A 21,090-nucleotide genomic window follows, 5' to 3' on the forward strand; every position below is an offset into this window, starting at 1 on the left:
CAGCCCGCTCGCGTTGGCCCCAGTGGCCGACGTGGGCGGGCTTTTTTTATTCCGCGACCAAGCCAATACAGACGCCACAAAATTCCGCGCAGCAGCCGACCTTTAGTCACCCGACGAAACAAATTTTCGAGTGGCTCTTGCACATCAAATATTATGGTATACCATCAGACAACAAGAGCTGATAACCCTAACCAGGAGCCCCCCATGAGTTTCGAAATCCGCAAGATCGTCACCTACTCCGAAGAGACCCGCATCGAAGGCGGCAAGGCCACCGACAAGCCGGTGACCATGGTCGGCCTGGCCGTGGTGATCAAGAACCCATGGGCCGGTCGCGGTTTCGTCGAAGACCTCAAGCCGGAGATCCGCGCCAACTGCTCCGCACTGGGCGCGCTGATGGTCGAGCGCCTGACCGCCGCCATCGGCGGAGCCGACAAGATCGAGGCCTACGGCAAGGCCGCCGTGGTCGGCGCCGACGGCGAGATCGAGCACGCCTCGGCGGTGATCCACACCTTGCGCTTCGGCAACCACTACCGCGAAGCGGTGCAGGCCAAGAGCTACCTGAGCTTCACCAACAAGCGCGGCGGCCCCGGCACCTCGATCCAGATCCCGATGATGCAGAAGGACGACGAAGGCCTGCGCTCGCACTACATCACCCTGGAAATGCAGATCGAAGACGCCCCGCGTGCCGACGAGATCGTCGTGGTGCTGGGCGCCGCCGACGGTGGCCGCCTGCACCCACGCATCGGCAACCGCTACATCGACCTGGAAGAACTGGCTGCCGAAAAGGCCAACGCTCAATAACAACAACCAAGACGGGCCTGGGCGTGGCGTGCATACCCGCCGCGCCCGACCTTCAAGGAGCGCCCTCCATGATTCAGCCTGTCGCTGAACGTACACCGGCCGGGACCAGTTACCTGGACCTGGGCCAGGGCCAGCCCGTGGTACTGATCCACGGCGTGGGCCTGAACAAGGAAATGTGGGGTGGGCAGATCGTCGGCCTGGCCAACGACTACCGCGTCATCGCCTACGACATGCTCGGCCATGGCCAGAGCCGCGTGCCCAGCGCCGATACGCCGCTGGAGGGCTATGCCGAGCAGCTCGCCGAACTGCTCGACCACCTGCAGATCGCCCAGGCCAGCGTGATCGGCTTTTCCATGGGCGGCCTGGTGGCCCGCGCCTTCGCCCTCAACTACCCGCAACGCCTGGCCGCGCTGGTGGTACTCAACAGCGTGTTCAACCGTACCCCCGAGCAGAGCGCCGGGGTGATTGCACGCGCCGCGCAAGCCTTCGAACAAGGCCCCGACGCCAACGTCGATGCCGCCCTCGAGCGCTGGTTCAGCCGCGAGTACAAGGCCGCCAACCCGGCCCAGGTCGCCGCCATCCGCCAGATCCTGGCAAGCAACGACCCGCAGGGCTACCACACCACCTACTCGCTGTTCGCCACCCAGGACATGTACCGCGAAGCCGACCTGGGCAACATCCAGGTACCGACGCTGATCGCCACCGGCGAGCTCGACAGCGGTTCCACTCCGGCGATGACCCGCCAACTCGCCGCGCGGATTCCCGGCGCGCAGAGCGTGGTCCTGGCCGAGCAACGGCATATGATGCCGGTGGAAGCACCGCGCGAAGTCAACAAGATGCTGCTGGACTTCCTCAGGCAGGCCCGCACCCTCACCGAATCCGCCAAGGGGATAGTCGCATGACCCTCGTTCGTTTCCAGATGTGCATCGACGGCCAATGGCGCGATGCCCAGAGCGGCAAGACCTTCGACAGCCTCGACCCGGCCACCGCCAAGGCCTGGGCGCAACTGCCCGATGCCGGCGAAGCCGATGTCGAGCTTGCCGTACAAGCCGCCCAGCGCGCCTTCGAAGGCAAGGCCTGGCGCGGCCTCACTGCCACCGCCCGGGGCAAGCTGCTGCGCCGTCTCGGCGACCTGATTGCCGAGAACAAGGAACACCTGGCCCAGCTGGAAAGCCGTGACAACGGCAAGCTGATCCGCGAAACCCGCGGCCAGGTCGGCTACCTGCCGGAGTTCTTCCACTACACCGCTGGCCTGGCCGACAAGCTCGAAGGCGGCACCCTGCCGCTGGACAAGCCGGACCTGTTCGCCTACACGGTGCACGAGCCGATCGGCGTGGTGGCCGGGATCATCCCGTGGAACAGCCCGCTGTACCTCACCGCGATCAAGCTGGCCCCGGCCCTGGCCGCCGGCAACACCATCGTGCTCAAACCCTCGGAACACGCCTCCGCCACCCTCCTCGAGCTGGCCCGCCTGGCCCTGGAAGCCGGCTTCCCGGCTGGCGTTGTCAACGTGGTCACAGGCTACGGCCCAAGCACCGGCGCGGCACTGACCCGCCACCCGCTGGTGCGCAAGATCGCCTTCACCGGCGGCGCCGCCACCGCACGCCACGTGGTGCGCAGCAGCGCCGAGAACTTCGCCAAGCTGTCGCTGGAGCTGGGCGGCAAGTCGCCGAACATCATCTTCGCCGACGCCGACCTGGACAGCGCCATCAACGGCGCCGTGGCCGGCATCTATGCCGCCTCCGGGCAAAGCTGCGTGGCCGGTTCGCGCCTGCTGGTGCAGGAGGAGATCTTCGACGAGTTCGTCGAACGCCTGATCGCCCGCGCCAAAAGCATCCGCATCGGCAACCCGCAGGACGACAACAGCGAGATGGGCCCGATCGCCACCGCCCAGCAACTGGCGGTGATCGAAGGCCTGGTGGCCGCGGCCAAGGCCGAGGGCGCCACCCTGCGCATGGGTGGCAAACGCGCCGAGGTCGAAGGCGATGGCTGGTTCTACGAGCCGACCCTGTTCGAGTGCGACAGCAACTCGATGACCATCATGCAGGAAGAAGTGTTCGGCCCGGTCGCCGCGGTGATCCGCTTCAAGACCGAGGAACAGGCCCTGGCCATGGCCAACGACTCGCAGTTCGGCCTGGCCGCCGGTATCTGGACCCGCGACCTGGGCCGCGCCCACCGCCTGGCCCGTGACGTGCGCTCGGGGATCATCTGGGTCAATACCTACCGCGCCGTATCGGCCATGGCCCCCATCGGCGGCTTCAAGAACAGCGGTTACGGCCGCGAGAGCGGCATCGACTCGGTGCTGGCCTATACCGAGCTGAAGACGGTGTGGATCAACCTGTCCACCGCGCCCATGCCCGACCCCTTCGTGATGCGCTAGGAGAACGCCACCATGATCGAACCTGGCATCTACAAAGACGTGATGGGCTCGTTCCCGTCCGGCGTCACCGTGGTCACCACCCTGGACGCCGACGGCGGCATCGTCGGCATCACCGCCAGCGCGTTCAGCGCGCTGTCGATCGAGCCGGCGCTGGTGCTGTTCTGCCCCAACTACGCCTCCGACACCTATCCGATCCTGCGTGACAGCAAGCAGTTCGCCATCCACCTGCTGTCCGCCGACCAGACCGCCGAGGCCTATGCCTTCGCCGGCAAGGGCAAGGACAAGGCCAAGGGCATCGACTGGCAATTGAGCGAGCTGGGCAACCCGCTGCTGACCAAGGCCACGGCGATCATCGAGTGCGAATTGTGGCGCGAATACGATGGCGGCGACCACGCGATCATCGTCGGCCAGGTGAAGAACCTGGTGCTGCCCGAGCAGCCGGTCACCCCGATGGTCTATCACAAGGGCAAGCTCGGCGCGCTGCCGCCGCTGGGCTGACACCCCCAGGGGCGCTTTGCGCCCCAATCGCTGGCAAGTCGCAGCGGCGAACCGCAGCTCCCACAGGACGGCGTTTTTTCTGTGGGAGCCGGCTTGCCGGCGAAAGGGCTGCGTAGCAGCCCCAACAGTTTCCGGGGGCCGCGCATACCCCCTCACCTTCGGTTGCGGCCCCCGTTTTTATTCGCCTGACGCAGGAACCCGGCCCATGAGCAACGACAAATACGAAAAAGGCCTCGCCATCCGCACCCAGGTGCTCGGCGAAGACTACGTCAACCGATCGATCCAGAACGCCGACGAGTTCACCCAGCCACTCCAGGAGCTGGTCACCGAGTACTGCTGGGGCCACGTCTGGGGCCGCGATGGCTTGTCGCTCAAAGAGCGCAGCATGATAAACTTGGCGATGATTTCCGCGCTCAACCGGCCCCACGAGCTCAAGCTGCACATCCGCGGCGCGCTGCGTAATGGCCTGAGCCGCGAACAGATTCGCGAGATCCTGCTTCAAGTCGGCATTTACTGCGGCGTGCCCGCGGCGGTGGACAGTTTCCGCCTGGCCCGCGAAGCGTTCGCCGAAGCCGATGCGCAATCCACCCGTTAACAGCGGGCTGTGTGAACCACTGCAAGGAATGCCCCGGTTCAAGGCATTCCGCGATGTTGGCGCAACAGCCGCATAGAAGAGCGCCCCTGATGAAACGCCAGCCCCTCGACGACAGCTTCAAGGTCAACCGCAACCCCGTCACCCTTCGTGAAATCGTGCTCGACAAGCTGCGCGGCGCGATCATGAACTTCCACCTGCTGCCGGGTGACCGCCTGGTCGAGCGCGACCTCTGCGAGCGCCTGGGCGTCAGCCGCACCTCGGTGCGCGAGGCCCTGCGCCACCTGGAGTCCGAAGGCCTGGTGGAGTTCGCCGACGCCAAGGGGCCTCGGGTGGCGATCATCACCCTGGAAGACGCCCGTGATATCTACGAGCTGCGCTGCGTGCTCGAAGGCCTGATCGTGCAACTGTTCACCCTCAACGCCAAGGCCAAGGACATCCGCGCCCTGGAGCGCGCCCTGGAGGTCAACCGCGAGGCCCTGGAGGACGGCGAGCTGCAACAGGTGCTCGACTCGGTGCAAGGCTTCTACGACGTGCTGCTCGAAGGCTCGGGCAACCAGGTCGCCGCCCAGCAGCTGCGCCAGCTGCAGGCGCGCATCAGCTACCTGCGCGCCACCTCGGTGTCGCAGGAGAACCGCCGCGGCGCGAGCAACCGCGAAATGGAAAAGATCGTAGAGGCGATCAAGGGTGGCGACCCCCAGGCCGCCCACCAGGCCTCGGTCGACCACGTGCGTGCCGCCGCCAAGGTCGCCCTCGACTACCTGCGCCAGAAGCAGGACGACAACGCCAAGGTCCGCGATATCGTCGCCCCCCTGCCCCTCAAGGACCCTCGCATAGGCCGCTGACCATGCCCACCGCCCCGCGCTACTGCCCGCACTGCACCACGGAACTGGCCCGGGGCGTCCCCAACGGCGACACCCACGAACGTCTTCACTGCGCCGGTTGCGGCTACATCCACTACATCAACCCGAAGATCATCGCCGGCTGCATCATCGAGCGCGACGGCAAGTACCTGCTGTGCCAGCGCGCCATTCCGCCGCGCCCCGGGACCTGGACCCTGCCGGCCGGTTTCATGGAGGCCGGCGAGACCACCGAACAGGCGGCGCTGCGCGAGGTGTGGGAAGAGAGCGGCGTGCGCGCCGACATCGTCTCGCCCTACTCGATCTTCAGCGTGCCGCAGATCAGCGAGGTGTACATCATCTTCCGCGCCGTGGTCACCGAGGAGACCGGCCAGTACGGGCCCGAGACCCTGGACTACCGCTTCTTCGAGCCAGACCAGATCCCCTGGGACGAAATCTACTACCCGGCGATCCGGCAGATCCTCGAACGCTACATCCTCGAGCGCCAGGCCGGGGTGTACGGCATCTACATGGGCAACGACGATACCGGCAAGGTGCATTTCATCCGCTGAGGCGATAGCGCATACAAATCCCTCGCCAAGCGTCGCGTCTCGGTGCACCCTGATGGTCCCACGCAAAAGGACCGGCAAACGTTCATGGCGAAATGGCTAGACGGCGGCGGGCTGATGGCCGCGCGCATCCGCAACCACGACTGGGCGGCCACGCCCCTGGGGCCACTGGACGGCTGGCCCGACGTGCTCAAGACCAGCGTCGCCCTGTGCCTGGCCTCGCGCTTCCCCCAGGCCGTGCTCTGGGGCGATGCGCTGCTGACCCTGCACAACGACGCCTTCAGCGAAATCCTCGGCAACAAGCCCACGGCCCTCGGGCGCCCCTTCAGCGAAGTGTGGCAGGAAGCCTGGAGCGACATCGGCCGCATGGCCCGGCGCGCCCTCGACGGCGAGGCGGTGTACATCGAAGACTTCCCGCTGGTGATCGAGCGCCACGGCAGCCCGGAGCGCGCCTATTTCACCTTCTGCTACAGCCCCGTGCGCGACCATGACGGCAACGTGGTGGGCATGCTCGACACGGTCACCGAGACCACCGCAAGCGTGGTCGCCAACCGCCGCCTGAACTTCCTCGACAGCCTCGGCCGGGCCACCGCCCACGCCACCAATCCCGAACGGATCATGGCCACCACCACCCGCCTGCTGGGCGAGCACCTGCAATTGTCCAGTTGCGCCTATGCCGTGATGGCGCCCGACGAGGACGGTTTCACCATTTGTGGCGACTGGGTTGCACCGGGCTCGCCACGGTTGGTCGGCCAGTACCGCCTGGCCGCCTTCGGCGAACTGGCCGTCAGCCGCCTGCGCGCAGGCCAGGCGCTGGTGATCGATGACAACCTCAGCCAGTTGCCGGCCCGCGAGTCGGCGACCTTTCAGGCCATCGGCATCACCGCGACCATCTGCATGCCGCTGATCAAGGAGGGCCGCCTGACGGCGCTGATGGCCATCCACGACAAGCGGCCCAGGGCCTGGACCCGCTACGAACAGACCCTGCTTGGCGAAGTGACCGAACGCTGCTGGGCGCATATCCAGCGGGTCCAGGCCAACGCCGAGGTGCGCGAGGCGATGACGACGCTGGAAGCGCTCAATGCCACCCTCGAGCAGCGCGTCGAAGAACGTACCTGCCAGTTGCTGCACACCGAAGCGGTCCTGCGCCAGACCCAGAAGCTCGAGGCCATCGGCCAGTTGACCGGGGGCGTAGCCCACGACTTCAACAACCTGCTGACCATCATCCGCTCCTCCATCCATTTCCTGCAGCGGCCGGACCTCGACGAAAAACGGCGCAGCCGCTATTTCAAGACCGTGTCCGACACCGTCGACCGCGGCGCCAAGCTGACCGGGCAACTGCTCGCCTTCGCCCGCCGCCAGGCGCTCAGCCCACAAGTGTTCGACGCAGGCCCGAGGCTCGAGGCGATGGCCGAGATGCTCGACACCGCCACCGGTGCGCGCATCCAGGTGAGCCTGGAACTGCCCGAGACGCCCTGCCATGTGCACGCCGACCTCGGCCAACTGGAAACCGCGGTGATCAACCTGATGATCAACGGTCGCGATGCCATGGCCGGCGCGGGCATCCTGCACCTGCGCCTGGAGGCCAACCAGCACCTGCCGGCGCCGCGTGGCCAGGCACCCCAGGCCGGGCCTTTCGCGGCCATCTCGGTGGTCGACAGCGGCGTAGGCATTGCCCCGCACCTGCTGGAACGCATCTTCGACCCATTCTTCACCACCAAGGCCGCTGGCCAAGGCACCGGGCTCGGCTTGTCGCAGGTGTTCGGCTTCGTCAAGCAGTCGGGCGGCGATGTCCGGGTCAGCAGCATCGAAGGCCAGGGCACTACCTTCACCTTGTATCTGCCCCAGGTGGCCCCGGCTGCGGTCGAGGAAAGCACCGCCCTGCCGGCGCTCGCGCCCAATGGCGAGCGCCGGCATATCCTGGTGGTCGAGGACAACCCGGATGTCGGCAGTTTCACCGCGCAGATCCTGCGCGACCATGGCTATCGGGTCAGTTGGGCGATCTCGGCGGAGGATGCACTGACACAGATCGCTTCGGCGGGCGGGTTCGACGCGGTGTTCTCCGACGTGGTGATGCCGGGCATGGGCGGCCTGGCCCTGGCCAGAGAGCTGCGGCTCAGCCAGCCGCAGCTGCCGGTGATCCTCACCTCCGGATATAGCGAAGCGATTGCCGAAGGTGGCCATCAAGGCTTCGCCTTCCTGGCCAAGCCCTATTCGGCCGAGCAGGTGTGCCGGATGCTGGGGGACGTGCTGGGGCAGTGAGCGGCGCGTCAAGCGCTTTGCACACACGCCCTGCTCGCTCGAATCACCCCCGCGCCTCTAGCAACCGTGCCAGGCTGCGCCCCAGCTCATCCTGGCGGAACGGCTTGCGCAGCACGCCGAATCCATGCAGTTCACGCGGTGCAAGGTTGGTGTAGCCGGTGATGATCAGCACCGGCAACTCAGCCAACTGCTCGCGCACCTGCTGGGCGAAGCGCACGCCGGTCATCTCGGCCATGACATGGTCGGTCAGCAGCACATCGGGTACCAGGCCCTTTCCCAGCAACGCCAGGGCCTGGACAGGCCCGTCTGCCTCGGTCACCTCGTACCCCAGAGCCTGCAACTGCATCAGCGTAGCCTGGCGCACCAGGGGTTCGTCATCCACCAGCAGCACCCGGGTCGGCCGTTGCGCTCGGAGCACCTCGACGGGGTCGGCCATGTGCGCCGCCACGCTGCTCTCGCTGGCCGGCAGCCACAAGGTCGCCTCGGTCCCCTGGCCCGGCCGGGAATGAATACCGAAACCACCGCCGGACTGCAGTGCCAGCCCCTGCACCATCGACAGACCCAGACCAGTGCCCCGGCCCACCCCTTTGGTCGAGTAGAACGGCTCGACGCAATGCGCCAGCACCTCCTCGCTCATGCCGCACCCGGTGTCACTCACCTGCAGCCACAGCTGGTGCCCGCCCTGCAACCCGGGCGGTCTGGGCATGCCGGCTTCCTCGGCACCAGCGCGGATGGTCAGCTGGCCACCCTCGCCCATTGCGTCACGGGCGTTGACCACCAGGTTCAGCAGGGCCAGCTCCAACTGGTGCGGATCCACCAGAACCCCTGGCAGTGCCGTGTCGATATTGACCTTCAGCACAATGGTCGGCCCCAGGGAGCGCGCCATCAGTTCGTGCATGTCCTCGACCAGCACCGCCAACGACACGCTGACGGGCTTGAGGGTCTGGCGCCTGGCGAAGCTGAGCAACCGCCCGACCAGGTTGCGCGCCCGCTCCGCCCCTTGCAGGCCGCCATCAATCAAGCGTTCGGCGCGCTCCGGCGAGGGGTGCCGGCGCAGCAGTTCCAGGGAGGCGATGATCGGCGTGAGCATGTTGTTAAGGTCATGGGCGATGCCGCCGGTGAGCTGGCCGATCATCTCCATCTTGCGCGCCTCGTGCAGTTGCACCAACGAAGCCTCGCGTTGGGTGAGCATGTTCGCCACCCGCTCCTCGAGGTTTTCGTTGAGCACATGCAAGGCGCGCTCGGAACGAGCATGAGTGATCGCCGCCCACACTTGGCTGGCGGCCTCCTCGACCAGCAGGCATTCGCTGCTGGTCCACGCATGGGGCGTGTGGAAATGCACCGCGAGCATCGCTTCCAGACGCTCGGCGCGCAGCACCGGGGCATGCAGCGTGGCGCACAGGCCCTTGAAGCCGGCGGGTGCCTTGTTGTTCGCTGCATAGTTGCGCTGCACCACCTGGCCTGTGAGCAACGCCTCGCGCAGTGCCGGGTCCAAGGAAGCGTACTGGTTGAGGCCGGTGATCGACGGTACGTGCGCGGCCCATTCCTGCCCGACCCGATACCGTCCATCACCCAGGTCTTCACCAAAACACACCCGCGCCGCGCCCAGCTCCTTGGCCAGGCGCCTTACCGCATGAGCTTCGATGCGTTCGGCCTGGCCCAGGCTGGGCAAGGCCTGGCGCAGCTCCTGGAGAAACGCCTGACGATGCTGGAAATGCACGCGTTCGGACGTCTCGGTGACGATGCACAGCACGCCGCCTACCGCGCCATCGGCCTCGCGCACGGCGGAATAGGAGACGTCGAAGTACGCCGTTTCACCCGGCCCGTGGCGTTCGATGTAGAACGGACGGTCCTTGGCGGAAAAGGTCACGCCGGTCTCGCGCACCCCACGCAACAAAGGTTCCAGGTCGTCCCACAGTTCGCGCCAATGGGCCTGGGCGGGCTGGCCCAACGCCCCCGGGTGCTTGTCACCGATGGTCGGCCAGTAAGCGTCGTTGTACAGCGCGGCGTACTGCGGCCCCCAGAACAGCACGATCTGCGCCTGGGCGCTCAGAAGCATCGCCACCACGCCCTGCAACGCAGCGGACCAAGTGTCCGGCGGGCCCAATGGCGAATGCCCCCAGTCCATTGCCTGCAACAGGCAGCTGACTTCGCCACCGCCGCGCATGAAACCGGGCAATGGTTGCAGGTTGACCGACTTGCTCTCCTGGCGGGCTTTCATGTCGCGGTAATCCCGGGCACGTTGTCTTTCCTCTGAGGGTAAGAAATCGCCCGGTGGCAAAACGTTCCATCGGATCGTTGCGGGCGATCAACGGCGTCCTTCGGCCAGCATGCGCACGGCCAGGGCGGCCAGCACCGTGCCCATCAGCCAGCGCTGCACCTGCTGCCACACCGGCCGACCAGCCAGGAACACGGCGATCGACCCCGCCATGACCGCGATCAGCGCGTTGACCGTGACGCTGATGGCGATCTGCGTGCCGCCCAGTACCAGCGACTGCAGCAACACGCTGCCATGGCCCGGCTCGATGAACTGCGGCATCAGCGACAGGTACATGACTGCGATCTTGGGATTCAGCAGGTTGGTCACAAAGCCCATCATGAACAGCCGCCTGGGGCTGTCCGCCGGCAGCTCGCGCACCTGGAACGGCGAGCGCCCGCCCGGGCGCAGCGCCTGCCAGGCCAGGTACAGCAGGTACAGCGCACCGCCGATGCGCAGGGCGTCGTAGGCGAACGGCACGGCCATGACCAGCGCGGTGATCCCGAGCGCTGCGCAGAGCATGTAGAAGACAAAGCCCATGGCCACTCCGGCCAGGGAGATCAGCCCGGCGCCGCGCCCCTGGCAGATGGAGCGGGAGATCAGGTAGATCATGTTGGGGCCGGGGGTCAGCACCATGCCCAGGCTGATCAGGGCGAAGGCCAACAGGTTGGAGGGTTCGGGCATATCAAGTCCTTTTGTGGGTAGCGCCATATCTGGCATTTTTGCCAGTTTCACCTGGCCAGGGGCGCACGTTAACGTGGAACGATCATGTCTGAACAGTACGCACCCCCATGAGCAAATCCTCGACTGCTTTGTTGGCGAGCGACCTGGCACGCTCGGTGTTACGAGGGTCAAGCCGTGTGTTTGCCTATTCGGCCTATGGATACGATCCAACTCGCGACGCGACTGGTTCACAACCGGGATTCAATGGCGTGATTCGGGATCGATGGACAGGGCTTTATCTGCTGGGCAACGGGCATCGTGGATACAGCTCGGTGCTGATGAGATTCTACTCGGCGGACAGCTTGAGCCCCTTCTCTACGGGTGGCCTCAATGCCTATGCGTATTGTGAGGCAGACCCCGTTAACTACATCGATCCTCGTGGACGCAGTCGCGGCCCGCGCAATATCAACCTGGAGTTTCACTCCCCCGCAAAAATCAAAGCGCTTGTAAGAGACACATCCCACAATGAGATGGAGCGCCTTGTAAACACCAACCCACGTTACAGAGGAGTAATAAAGGAAATCACCGCTGCCAATGCACTGAACCTCGCTCTTCAACTGCCTGATGCCACTATCGAACCACCTCACACCATGTCGATCACGCCCATCTCCGATCTAGGAATCCTGACCAGCAGCAAGGACTTGATCACAGAAATCGCAGATGAAGGCAAAAAACTCGTGCAAGTAGCCCAACAGCTGATCAGACAGCCATTGCATCAACATCTGGAGCAATATGAACTTCATTTGGAGGCCTACGTACGAGGACGCCAAGTACTCATCGACCATTTGAGCAACGAGTTGGACAGCCTGAGAGCCTCTAGAAACTAGCCAGCAGTTGCCGAATTTCCCGTTTGCTTTAATCGCTTACATCTTGATCCTTGAATCGCTCGACGCCCGCCGGTAACCTTTGCGCGCTGCTGTAAGTCCAGCAGCCGGGTTTGGTCACCCGCGAACATCAAGGCGCACTAGCGCCGCATTGCGATTCAGTTGGCGCTTTTTTGTGCCTGGCTGTCTCGTTCTATGGCGGCTGTGCGTGGGGCGCCTTCGTGCGCGCCGGTTTCCTTGATTCCCGGTTGACCAACCCGCGTACAGTCGCCACCCATTCGTTTGGTCACGTCGAGTGGCGGCTCCATTGAATCAAGGAGCGACACAATGACAAAAGGCTTACCCGATCCCCCTTCCCGCGCCACCACGGCGCACTCCAGCTTCGGCAACTGCGAATGCAGCCACCCTTCCCTGTTCGCCGTGCGCGAAGGCGTGGACTTCGAAGATGCATTGGTGCACCTGTCCACTCTGCTCAAGGGCGCGTTCGCCACCAACCTCAAGGCAATGGAACTGGCGACCGGCACCTGCCATGACCTGTTGCTGGGCAATGATCATGGGCTGGATGCGGCCAAGGCGGTGGTCGAGGCATTGCTCGATGGAGTGGAGATGCAACAGGTGGAGAAGGCGCGCTTGCGCACGGTTTGATGGGCAGCAATGCCGGGACCACAGTGCGGTCCCGGCTCGCTGCGACAGCAACCCTTACGCCTTGTCGGCAAGCCGCTGCAACAGCCCGTCGGTGAAGGCGACGGCGTTGATCACACCCTCATGCCCATCGGCGATCACCGTCGAACTGGCCAGCCCGTTGACCGAAGCCTGGGCCAGCAGCCCCGCCTCGCCCAGGCGTACCCGCTCGGCGCTGCGGCTTTCACTGGCCCACCAGCAGTCCACCTGAACCGCCAGCGGGCGCAGGCGGAATGCCTGGCTCAGTTCGGCGTTGCGGTCGAGCACGGCGAAGCCGTCGACGATCTCCCGCTGCAAGTGCACATCCTCGTGGATGCTGCGCAGGCGTTCGGCGCTGACATTACCCGCGGCGGCCACCTGTTCGATGACCCACTCGGTCCTGTCGACCTCGGCCGGCAGACGCCCGGCCTCGTCGATGAAGCCAGCGATCCGCGCCTCGCCGACGCCCGGCGCAAAGGCCAGCAGGCCACGCAGCAGGCTCTCGTCCGCCCGCGCGACCTGCACCACCTCGACGGGCTCGGCGTCGAGGCCGGATACCTCCTGCGGCAGCTGGGTGTCGACCAGGCCGACGAAACCGACCTCCTGGCCGGCCTGCTCCAGGGCGTGAGCCACCTCCAGCGCCAGCGCGCCACCCATGGACCAACCCAGCAGATGGTACGGGCCGCTGGCCTGGGTACGGCGGATCTGCTCGACGTAGTAGCCGACCATCGCCGCCCAGGATTCGTCCACCCAGCCCGGCTCGGCATAGCAACGGTTGACCAGGCCATACACCGGGCGCTCGTCCGCCAGGCGGCTGGCCAGCGGGTAGTAGGCGTAGGCACCGCCGCCACCCGGCGGCAGGCAGAACAGCGCCGGGCGCTGGCGCTGGCAGCCGTTGAGGTTGATCACCGGCGATTTCAGGCGATCCTTGCCGCCACCGATGAAGTTGGCGAGTTCCTCGAAGCTGGCCATCAGCATGAACTCATGCAGGCTGATATTGATGGCGAAGGCTTCGCGCACCTTGTTCACCAGGGTGATCACCAGCAACGAGTGGCCGCCGAGTTCGAAGAAGTTGTCGTGCAGGCCGACTTGCTCGACCTTCAGCACCTCGGCCCAGATCGCCGCCAGTTGCTGTTCCAGTTCCGTACGTGGAGCTACGTAGCCCTGTTGCAGTTGGCTGGCATCCGGCTTGGGCAGGGCCTTGCGGTCCAGCTTGCCATTGGCAGTCAATGGCCACTGCGCCAAGACCAGGAAGTGCGTCGGCACCATGTAGTCCGGCAGGTTGGCTTTGAGGTGCTGTTTCAGCGTGTCGCGCAGGGTTGCATGGTCGGCTGATGGATCATTCGCGATCAGGTAGGCGGCCAGTTGCTTGCCCCCTGCACCATCGATATCCAGCACCAGCACTTCACGCACCGCCGCATGCTCTTGCAGTCGCGCTTCGATCTCGCCCAGTTCGATACGGAAACCACGGATCTTCACCTGATGGTCGATCCGCCCCACGTACTCGATCACGCCCTGTTCGCGGTAACGCGCCAGGTCGCCGGTGCGGTACAGGCGTCCGCCTTCGCTGGAGAACGGGTCCGGCACAAAGCGTTCGGCAGTCAGCGAGGCACGGTTGTGATAACCGCGTGCCAGGCCGGCGTGGCCGACATGCAGCTCGCCGGTGCAGCCCTTGGCCACCGGGTTGAAGTCGGCGTCCAGCACGTACATCGACAGGTCCGGAATCGCTGCACCGATCGGGCTGCCCGCTTGTTGCGTGTCGGCAAAGCGGATCGGCCGGTAGGTCACGTGGACCGTGGTCTCGGTGATGCCGTACATGTTGATCAGGTTGTCGCAGTCCTCGCCGAAGCGCTCGAACCACGGTTGCAACGCAGCCACGTCCAGCGCTTCGCCGCCGAAGATCACGTAGCGCAGCGAAAGATCGGCAGTGCTGTCACAAGCCACGCGCATCAGCGGTTTGAACGCCGACGGGGTCTGGTTCAGCACGGTCACGCCCTGCTCCACCAGCAACTGGTGGAAGTCTTCCGGCGAACGCGTGGTTTCACGCGGCACGATCACCAAACGACCGCCGTGCAGCAGCGCACCGAAGATCTCCCACACCGAGAAATCGAAGGCGTACGAGTGGAACAGCGTCCACACATCCTGCGGGCCGAAGCCGAACCAGGCATCGGTCGCCTTGAACAGGCGCAGCAGATTGTGGTGCGGCAGCAAGGTGCCTTTCGGCTTGCCGGTGGAGCCCGAGGTGTAGATCACATAGGCCAGGTTATCCGGCTGGGTCAGGTGCTCCGGATTCTCGTCACTGTAGCCAGCCAGATCACCTTCGAGAGACAGGCTGCGCACATGCGCCGGTACCGGCAGATCGGCCAGCAGATGACCTTGAGTCAGCAGAAGTGCGATGCCGCTGTCTTCCATCATGTAGCTCAGGCGATCCTGCGGATACTCCGGGTCCAGCGGCACATAGGCGCCCCCGGCCTTGAGGATCGCCAGCAGGCCGACGATCATCTCGAAACCACGCTCCACGGCGATGCCCACCAGCACGTCCGGCCCCACGCCCTGCTCGCGCAGTTTGTGCGCCAGGCGGTTGGCGCGGCGGTTGAGCTGGTCGTAACTCAGCGCCTGCCCGGCGAAGGACACAGCGATCGCTTCAGGCGTGCGCGCCGCCTGCTGCTCGATCAGCGCATGGGCGCAGGCCGAACTCGGATAGCTGTCAATGACCTGTAGCGGCGCTGTGCTCAGCACCAGCTCACCCAAAGCCCGCTGCGACGAGTCCGCCAACCCTTCCAGCAGTTCGACGAAATGTGCCGCGATCTGCCCGACAGCCGATCCGGCATAGCTGGCGCGGTCGAACTTGAAGCTGGCCGACAGTTTTTCGCCCACCTGGGCCACCAGCGTCAGCGGATAGTTGGTCTGTTCCTGGCTGGCCACCTCGCCGAACAACAGCCCCTGGGGAGCGCCTTGCTGCAGCGCCTCCGACACCGGGTAGTTCTCGAACACCAGGATATTGTCGAACAGCGCCTCGCCGCTCCAGCCGGCCCAGCGCTGGATCTCGTACAGTGGCGTGTGCTCGTGCTCGCGCAGGGCCAGGTTCAGCCCTTGCACGTGCTGTACCCAGTCGCCCACGGTCTGCTCCGGGCGTGGGCTGGCGACCACCGGCAAGGTGTTGATGAACAGCCCCAGCTGCTCTTCGACGCCTGCAAGCTCGGCCGGGCGGCCGGCCACGGTGGCGCCGAAGGTCACGCAGGCCTGCCCGGTGTAGCGCTGCAACAGCAACAGCCACGCGGCCTGGACCAGGGTGTTGAGGGTGATCCGCTGGTCCCGGGCAAACTCGCCCAGGCGCTGGGTACGCTGTGCATCCAGGCTGATCTGATGCTCGGCCTGCCCGTGCCCCTGGGCTTCGGACCTGAAGGCCTGGGCCAGCCGCGTAGGCTCGTCCAGTTCCGCCGTACGCTCGCGCCAGAAGCGCTCGCTGGCGGCCTGGTCCTGGCGCTGCAGCCATTGGATATAGTCGCGGTAACGGCTGTTCTTGCCTGCCGGGGTGACACCGGCGTAACGCTGCAGCACCTCGCCGAACAGGCGCGAGCTGCTCCAGCCATCGAGCAGGATATGGTGGTTGGTCAGCACCAGCTGGTACTGCTGTTCGGCGCTGCGGATCACCGCCAGGCGCAGCAGCGGACCGCTGGCCAGGTCGAAACCGGCACGCAGGTCGGCCTCGGCCCATTCCTGCAACGCCCTGGGCAGATCGGCCTGGTCACGCCAGTCGAGCTCGACCAGCGGCAGCCGCGCCTGGCGCTGCACCACTTGCAGGGATTGGTCGTAGCCACTGAAGAAACTGCTGCGCAGCACTTCGTGGTTGTCCACGGTGGCCTGCAAGGCCGCGATGAAGCGCGGTACGTCCAGACCCTGCACTTCGACGCGAGTCTGGTTGATGTAGTTGCCCGCCTCCTGCTGGTACAGGCTGTGGAACAGCATGCCCTGCTGCATCGGCGACAGCGGGTAGATGTCTTCGATGTTGTCCGCCGCCACCGGCAGCGCCGCCAGCTGACGCTGGTCGAGGCTGGCCAGAGGGAAGTCCGAAGGCGTCACGCCCGCCACGCCCGGGCTGGTGCAGTGGGCGATCAACAGGCGCAGCTCCTCGGCGTACTCGTCGGCCAGGCGCTGGATCTGCGCACGTTCGAACACGGCGCTGCTGAAGCTCCAGTCCAGCGCCAGTTCACCGGAGTAGACCTGGCCATCGATGCTGAGCAGGCTGCCCAGCGGCGCCTCCGGGCTTTGCCCCTGCCCCGCGCCTTCCGGCGCCGGGGTAAACAGCCCTTGCTCGCTGTCGAAGCTGCCGTCGAACTGCCCCAGGTAGTTGAATACGATACTGCCCTGGGCCAGGGCGCCGAGGGTTTCGCGGGCCTGCGCGTCGCCCAGGTAACGCAGTACACCGTAGCCGATGCCCTTGGCCGGCACGGCGCGCAGTTGCTCCTTGACCCCCATGAGCGACGCGCCCAGGTCATCGGCGGGGGTCAGCTTCAATGGGTACAGGCTGCTGAACCAGCCGACCGTGCGGGTGATGTCGAGGTCATCGAACAGGTCTTCGCGGCCATGGCCTTCCAGGCGAATCAGCGCGTGCGCCTCGCCGGTCCAGCGACGGATGACCCGCGCCAGCGCCGTCAGTAGCAGATCATTGACCTGAGTGCGGTAGGCGGCCGGCGCCTCCTGCAGCAGTTGCCGGGTCAGTTCGGCGTTCAGGTGGGTGCGCACCGAGATTTCATGCTTGCGCTGCTGGCCACCCTGCGGGTTCGCCCCAGGCAGGACGTCGCTCACACCCTGCAACTGCGCTTGCCAGTAGGCCAGTTCGGCCACCATCGCGGGGCTGCGGGCGTGCTCGCGCAGGTGCTCGGCCCAGGCCTTGAGCGAACTGCTCTTGGCCGGCAGCACCGGCGCCTTGCCGGCCAGCAGTGCCTGGCAGGCCAGCTGCAGGTCTTCGAGCAGGACGCGCCAGGACACGCCATCGACCACCAGGTGGTGGATCACCACCAGCAGGCGCTGTTGCCCCTCGGGCAGGTCGATCAGCACCACGCGCAGCAGCGGGCCATTCTTCAGGTCCAGGCTGCGCTGGGCCTCATCGGCCAGCTCCGGCAGGCGCGCGGCATCGTCTAGCTGATGTACCCACAGGAGTTCCTGCATATCGAGCGGCGCGAACTGGCCTTGCCACTGGCCCTGGTCCTCGCTGAAACGCAGGCGCAGGGCGTCGTGCTGTTCCAGCAGCAGCTTGAGCGCAGGTTGCAGCAAGGCCACCGTCAACGGCTGGCGCGGGGTCAGCAGCACCGCCTGGTTCCAGTGGTGGCGCTGGGGAATCGCGCTGTCGAAGAACCGCGCCTGGATCGGTAGCAGCGGCAGGCTGCCGCTGACCTGCTCGACCACCTCGACCGCCGGCTTCTTCTCGATCAGCTTGGCCACCGCCGCCAGTTGGCCGATGGTCTGTTTCTCGAACAACTGCTTGGGGCTGAGCTTGATGCCCTGGCGCTTGGCGCGGGCAATGATCTGCAGGCTGAGGATCGAGTCGCCACCCAGCTCGAAGAAGTTGTCGGTGCTGCCCACTTGCTCACGCTTGAGCACCTCGCACCAGATCGCCGCGAGTTTCTCTTCGATTTCACCCACCGGCGCGACAAAGCGCTGCTTGGCCACCACCCCGGGTCTGGGCAGGGCACGCTTGTCCAGCTTGCCGTTGGCGGTCAGCGGCAGGCGTTCGAGCAGCAACACCTGCGCCGGCACCAGGTACTCTGGCAGGCGCGCCAGCAGGGCCTGGCGCAGGGCCTCGGCCTGCAGCTCGACACCCGCCGCCGGTACGGCCCAGGCCACCAGTTGCAGGCGCGTGGGGTCGCTGTCCAGGGGCAGTGCCAGCACCACGGCCTCGGCCACGCCGGGCAGGCCTTGCAGCACTTGGCCGACCTCGCCCGGCTCGACCCGGTAGCCGCGGATCTTCACCTGGTCATCGCCACGGCCCAGGTATTCCAGCACGCCCTGGTCCAGGCGTGCGCGGTCACCGGCACGGTACAGCCGCTCGCCGTTGTCACCGAACGGATCGGGGACGAAGCGCTCGGCGGTCAGGCCCGGCTGGCCGACATAACCCTGGGCCAGGCCCTGGCCGCCCAGGTACAGCTCGCCGGCCACGCGCTCGGGCAGCGGATTGAGGTAGGCGTCCAGCACCCGCGCCTGGCCGTTGTCCAGCGGCCGGCCGACCGGCACGCTGCGCCAGCCGGGCAGGCGCGCGTCGACTTCGTGGGTGAGGATGCCCACGGTGGTCTCGGTCGGGCCGTAGTGGTTGATGATCCGGCAGCCGGGCTTCAGGCGGCGGACCTGCTCGATCAGCGCCCAGGAACTGGCCTCGCCACCAAGAATCAGCAGTTGCTCGGGCAGCACCCGCTCCGGCTGCGCGGCCTGCAACAGGCCCTGCAGGTGGCTCGGCACGATCTTCAGCACATCGACGCGGTGCTCGGCCATGTAGCTGGCGAAGGCATCCGGATCGAAACCCTGGTCGTGGCCCAGCAGGTGCAGCAGCCGGCCCGAGGCCAGCGCGCCGAACAGCACGGTATGGCCAAGGTCGGCGGCCACGGTGGAAACCATCGCCAGGCTGGCGCCGGGCTGCAAGTCCAGGCGTTGCAGCACGCCCTGCAGGTAGTTGGCCAGCGCCCCGTGGCTGACCACCACGCCCTTGGGCTGCCCGGTGGAGCCCGAGGTGTAGATGATGTAGGCCGCCTGCTGCGGCAAGACACGCACCGCCGGTGGCTGCTCGTCGTAGTCGCCATACAGTGAAGCGTCATAGGCCACGGCGCGGCACACGCCCAGCCCCGCCGCCTGGGCGTTGCCCTGGGCATGCACCAGAAGCTGCGCGGCGCTGGCCTGCAGCAACTGCTGCAGGCGCTCGGCCGGCTGGCGGCTGTCCAGCGGCAGGTACACCGCGCCCAGCTTGAGCACCGCCAGCAGGCTGGTCACCCACTCGATGGAGCGCTCCTGGCACAGCGCCACGGTCATGCCCGGGGCGATACCCTGCGCCTTGAGGTAATGCGCGAAACGGTTGGCCTGCTGCTCCAGCTCGGCGTAGGTGAGCGTGCGATCGCCCGCCCGCAATGCCGGCTGCCCACCCCCGGCTTGCAGGCCCTGACGCCACAGGGCGAGGAAGTCCTGCTGCGGCCAGTCTTGGGCAGCGGTTTGAACCTGCGCGGCCTGGGCATCCGGGTAATCGAGCAACGCTGCGTCGGGATGCTCGACAAGCGTACGCAACACGGCCTGGAACGAAGCGGCCATACGCTCGATGGTCGCGGCTTCGAACAGGTCGGTGCTGTAGGTGAAGTAGCCCTGCAAGCCCTCGGGGGTCTCGGTGAAGTCGTAGGCCAGGTCGAAGCGCGCATCGCTGCCCTCGACCGAAAAACCGCTGACACTCAGCTCACCCAGCGTCTGCCGGGCCTGGGCGCCGGCCTCGGTATCGGCCATGTTCTGGTTGATCTTCACCTGGAACAGCGGGTTGTGGCCCAGGTTGCGCTCCGGCGCCAGGGCGTCGACCAGGTGCTCGAACGGCAGTTCCTGGTGCGACTGCGCGCCACTGACCACCTGCTTCACCTGCTCCAGCAGCGCCGCGCCGCTCTGGCGCTCGTCCACCTGCACCCGCAGCACCTGGGTGTTGATGAAGAAGCCGATCAGGCCTTCGACTTCCTTGCGGTTGCGCCCGGCGTTGGGCGCGCCGATGCGGATGTCGGCCTGGCCGCTGTAGCGCGACAGGGTCACCGCCAGCGCCGCCAGGGTCAGCATGAACACGGTCTGGCCCTGGCTGCGCGCCTGGGCCTTGAGCTGCGCCGACAGCGCCGCCGGCACATCGCTGCGCAGCGTCGCGCCACGGTAGCTGGGGTGCGCCGGACGCTCGTGGTCCAGTGGCAGGTCCAGTACCGGGTGTTCATCGCCCAGCTGCTGCTTCCAGTACTGCAACTGGCGCTCGCCCTCGCCGGCCTCCAGCCAGGCGCGTTGCCAGATCGCGTAGTCGGCGTATTGCACCTCCAGCGCCGGCAGGTTGGCGTCACGGCCTTGCGACAGCGCCTCGTACAGGTGCACGAACTCCTGCACCATCAGCTCGCCCGACCAGCCGTCGGAGACGATATGGTGCATGCACACCGTCAGCACGTGCTCGGTCGGTGCCAGGCGCAACAGCCGGACCCGCAGCAGCGGGCCTTCGAGCAGGTCGAACGGCGCATCCAGCGCCTCGCGCACCGCAGTACGCAGGCACTGCTCGATATCCTCGCCCGGCCCGGCCTGCACCTCGCGCACCTCCAGGCCAACGCCCGGCTGCTCGAGGACCTGCTGGTGGAACTCGCCCTGCTCGGAGACAAAGCGCGTGCGCAGGCTCTCATGACGCTGCACCAGCGCGTCCAGAGCCTGGGCCAGAGCCTGCTGGTTCAGTGAACCGCTCAGGCGCACTGCCATCGGCACGTTGTAGAAGCTGCTGTGCGGCTCCAGCTGCCAGAGGAACAGCATGCGCTGCTGGGCATAGGACAGCGGGATGCGCTGGCTGTCGTGGCGGGTCACGGCGATGGGCAGCAAGCGGAAGCTCTGCCCGGTCTCGCGCATCTTGTCGAGGATCTGCCGACGCTGCTCCAGGGCAAGGCCGACAAAGCGCTTGGCGATACGTTCTGCTGTGCTCTTGTCCAT

At 66.1% G+C, this 21,090-nt stretch carries 13 protein-coding genes; 10 read left to right on the forward strand and 3 right to left on the reverse strand.

Annotation, left to right across the window (positions count from 1 at the left end):
- The first annotated feature begins 204 nt into the window (after positions 1 to 204).
- The 8 genes from AAHK21_RS25200 to AAHK21_RS25235 all read left to right on the forward strand — a co-directional run bounded on the left by AAHK21_RS25200 (position 205) and on the right by AAHK21_RS25235 (position 7,941).
- Positions 205 to 801 carry an amino acid synthesis family protein gene (locus AAHK21_RS25200; RefSeq protein ID WP_023632164.1) on the forward strand — a complete coding sequence of 199 codons (597 nt, stop codon included), beginning with the start codon at positions 205 to 207 and terminating at the stop codon, positions 799 to 801.
- A gap of 68 nt (positions 802 to 869) precedes the next feature.
- The gene (locus tag AAHK21_RS25205; protein WP_367858717.1) at positions 870 to 1,703 is read left to right on the forward strand and encodes an alpha/beta fold hydrolase; all 834 of its coding nucleotides are present in this window, start codon (positions 870 to 872) and stop codon (positions 1,701 to 1,703) included.
- Positions 1,700 to 3,181, forward strand: coding sequence for an aldehyde dehydrogenase (locus tag AAHK21_RS25210; RefSeq protein ID WP_367858718.1), 1,482 nt, complete (start codon positions 1,700 to 1,702; stop codon positions 3,179 to 3,181). The genes AAHK21_RS25205 and AAHK21_RS25210 overlap by 4 nt, the downstream gene beginning before the upstream one ends.
- A gap of 12 nt (positions 3,182 to 3,193) precedes the next feature.
- Positions 3,194 to 3,679 carry a flavin reductase family protein gene (locus tag AAHK21_RS25215; RefSeq protein WP_038706316.1) on the forward strand — a complete coding sequence of 162 codons (486 nt, stop codon included), beginning with the start codon at positions 3,194 to 3,196 and terminating at the stop codon, positions 3,677 to 3,679.
- Between the two features lie 205 nt (positions 3,680 to 3,884).
- Positions 3,885 to 4,274 carry a carboxymuconolactone decarboxylase family protein gene (locus AAHK21_RS25220; protein ID WP_367858719.1) on the forward strand — a complete coding sequence of 130 codons (390 nt, stop codon included), beginning with the start codon at positions 3,885 to 3,887 and terminating at the stop codon, positions 4,272 to 4,274.
- A gap of 89 nt (positions 4,275 to 4,363) precedes the next feature.
- Entirely contained in the window at positions 4,364 to 5,116 is a 753-nt protein-coding gene (locus AAHK21_RS25225) for a GntR family transcriptional regulator (RefSeq protein ID WP_046855235.1), read from the forward strand.
- A gap of 2 nt (positions 5,117 to 5,118) precedes the next feature.
- On the forward strand, positions 5,119 to 5,682 hold the full coding sequence (locus tag AAHK21_RS25230) for an NUDIX hydrolase (RefSeq protein ID WP_094011892.1): 564 nt from the start codon (positions 5,119 to 5,121) through the stop codon (positions 5,680 to 5,682).
- Between the two features lie 84 nt (positions 5,683 to 5,766).
- Entirely contained in the window at positions 5,767 to 7,941 is a 2,175-nt protein-coding gene (locus AAHK21_RS25235) for an ATP-binding protein (protein WP_367858720.1), read from the forward strand.
- Between the two features lie 43 nt (positions 7,942 to 7,984).
- Here AAHK21_RS25235 and AAHK21_RS25240 read toward each other — a convergent pair whose 3' ends face one another.
- Both AAHK21_RS25240 and AAHK21_RS25245 read right to left on the reverse strand, forming a co-directional pair.
- A complete protein-coding gene (locus AAHK21_RS25240) occupies positions 7,985 to 10,162 on the reverse strand; it encodes an ATP-binding protein (protein WP_367858721.1) in 2,178 nt (725 codons plus the stop codon).
- 87 nt (positions 10,163 to 10,249) lie between these two features.
- Positions 10,250 to 10,882, reverse strand: a complete 633-nt coding sequence (locus AAHK21_RS25245; RefSeq protein ID WP_046855231.1) for a LysE family translocator — start codon at positions 10,880 to 10,882, stop codon at positions 10,250 to 10,252.
- 107 nt (positions 10,883 to 10,989) lie between these two features.
- Between AAHK21_RS25245 and AAHK21_RS25250 the strand changes: the two genes are divergently transcribed.
- Positions 10,990 to 11,748 carry an RHS repeat-associated core domain-containing protein gene (locus AAHK21_RS25250; protein ID WP_367858722.1) on the forward strand — a complete coding sequence of 253 codons (759 nt, stop codon included), beginning with the start codon at positions 10,990 to 10,992 and terminating at the stop codon, positions 11,746 to 11,748.
- A gap of 408 nt (positions 11,749 to 12,156) precedes the next feature.
- Positions 12,157 to 12,390, forward strand: coding sequence for a hypothetical protein (locus AAHK21_RS25255; protein WP_028689390.1), 234 nt, complete (start codon positions 12,157 to 12,159; stop codon positions 12,388 to 12,390).
- A gap of 54 nt (positions 12,391 to 12,444) precedes the next feature.
- Here the strand turns inward: AAHK21_RS25255 and AAHK21_RS25260 are convergent, their stop codons facing one another.
- Positions 12,445 to 21,090, reverse strand: a complete 8,646-nt coding sequence (locus AAHK21_RS25260; RefSeq protein WP_367858723.1) for an amino acid adenylation domain-containing protein — start codon at positions 21,088 to 21,090, stop codon at positions 12,445 to 12,447.

The sequence above is a fragment of the Pseudomonas sp. TE50-2 genome (assembly GCF_040813665.1).
GTDB lineage: Bacteria > Pseudomonadota > Gammaproteobacteria > Pseudomonadales > Pseudomonadaceae > Aquipseudomonas > Aquipseudomonas soli.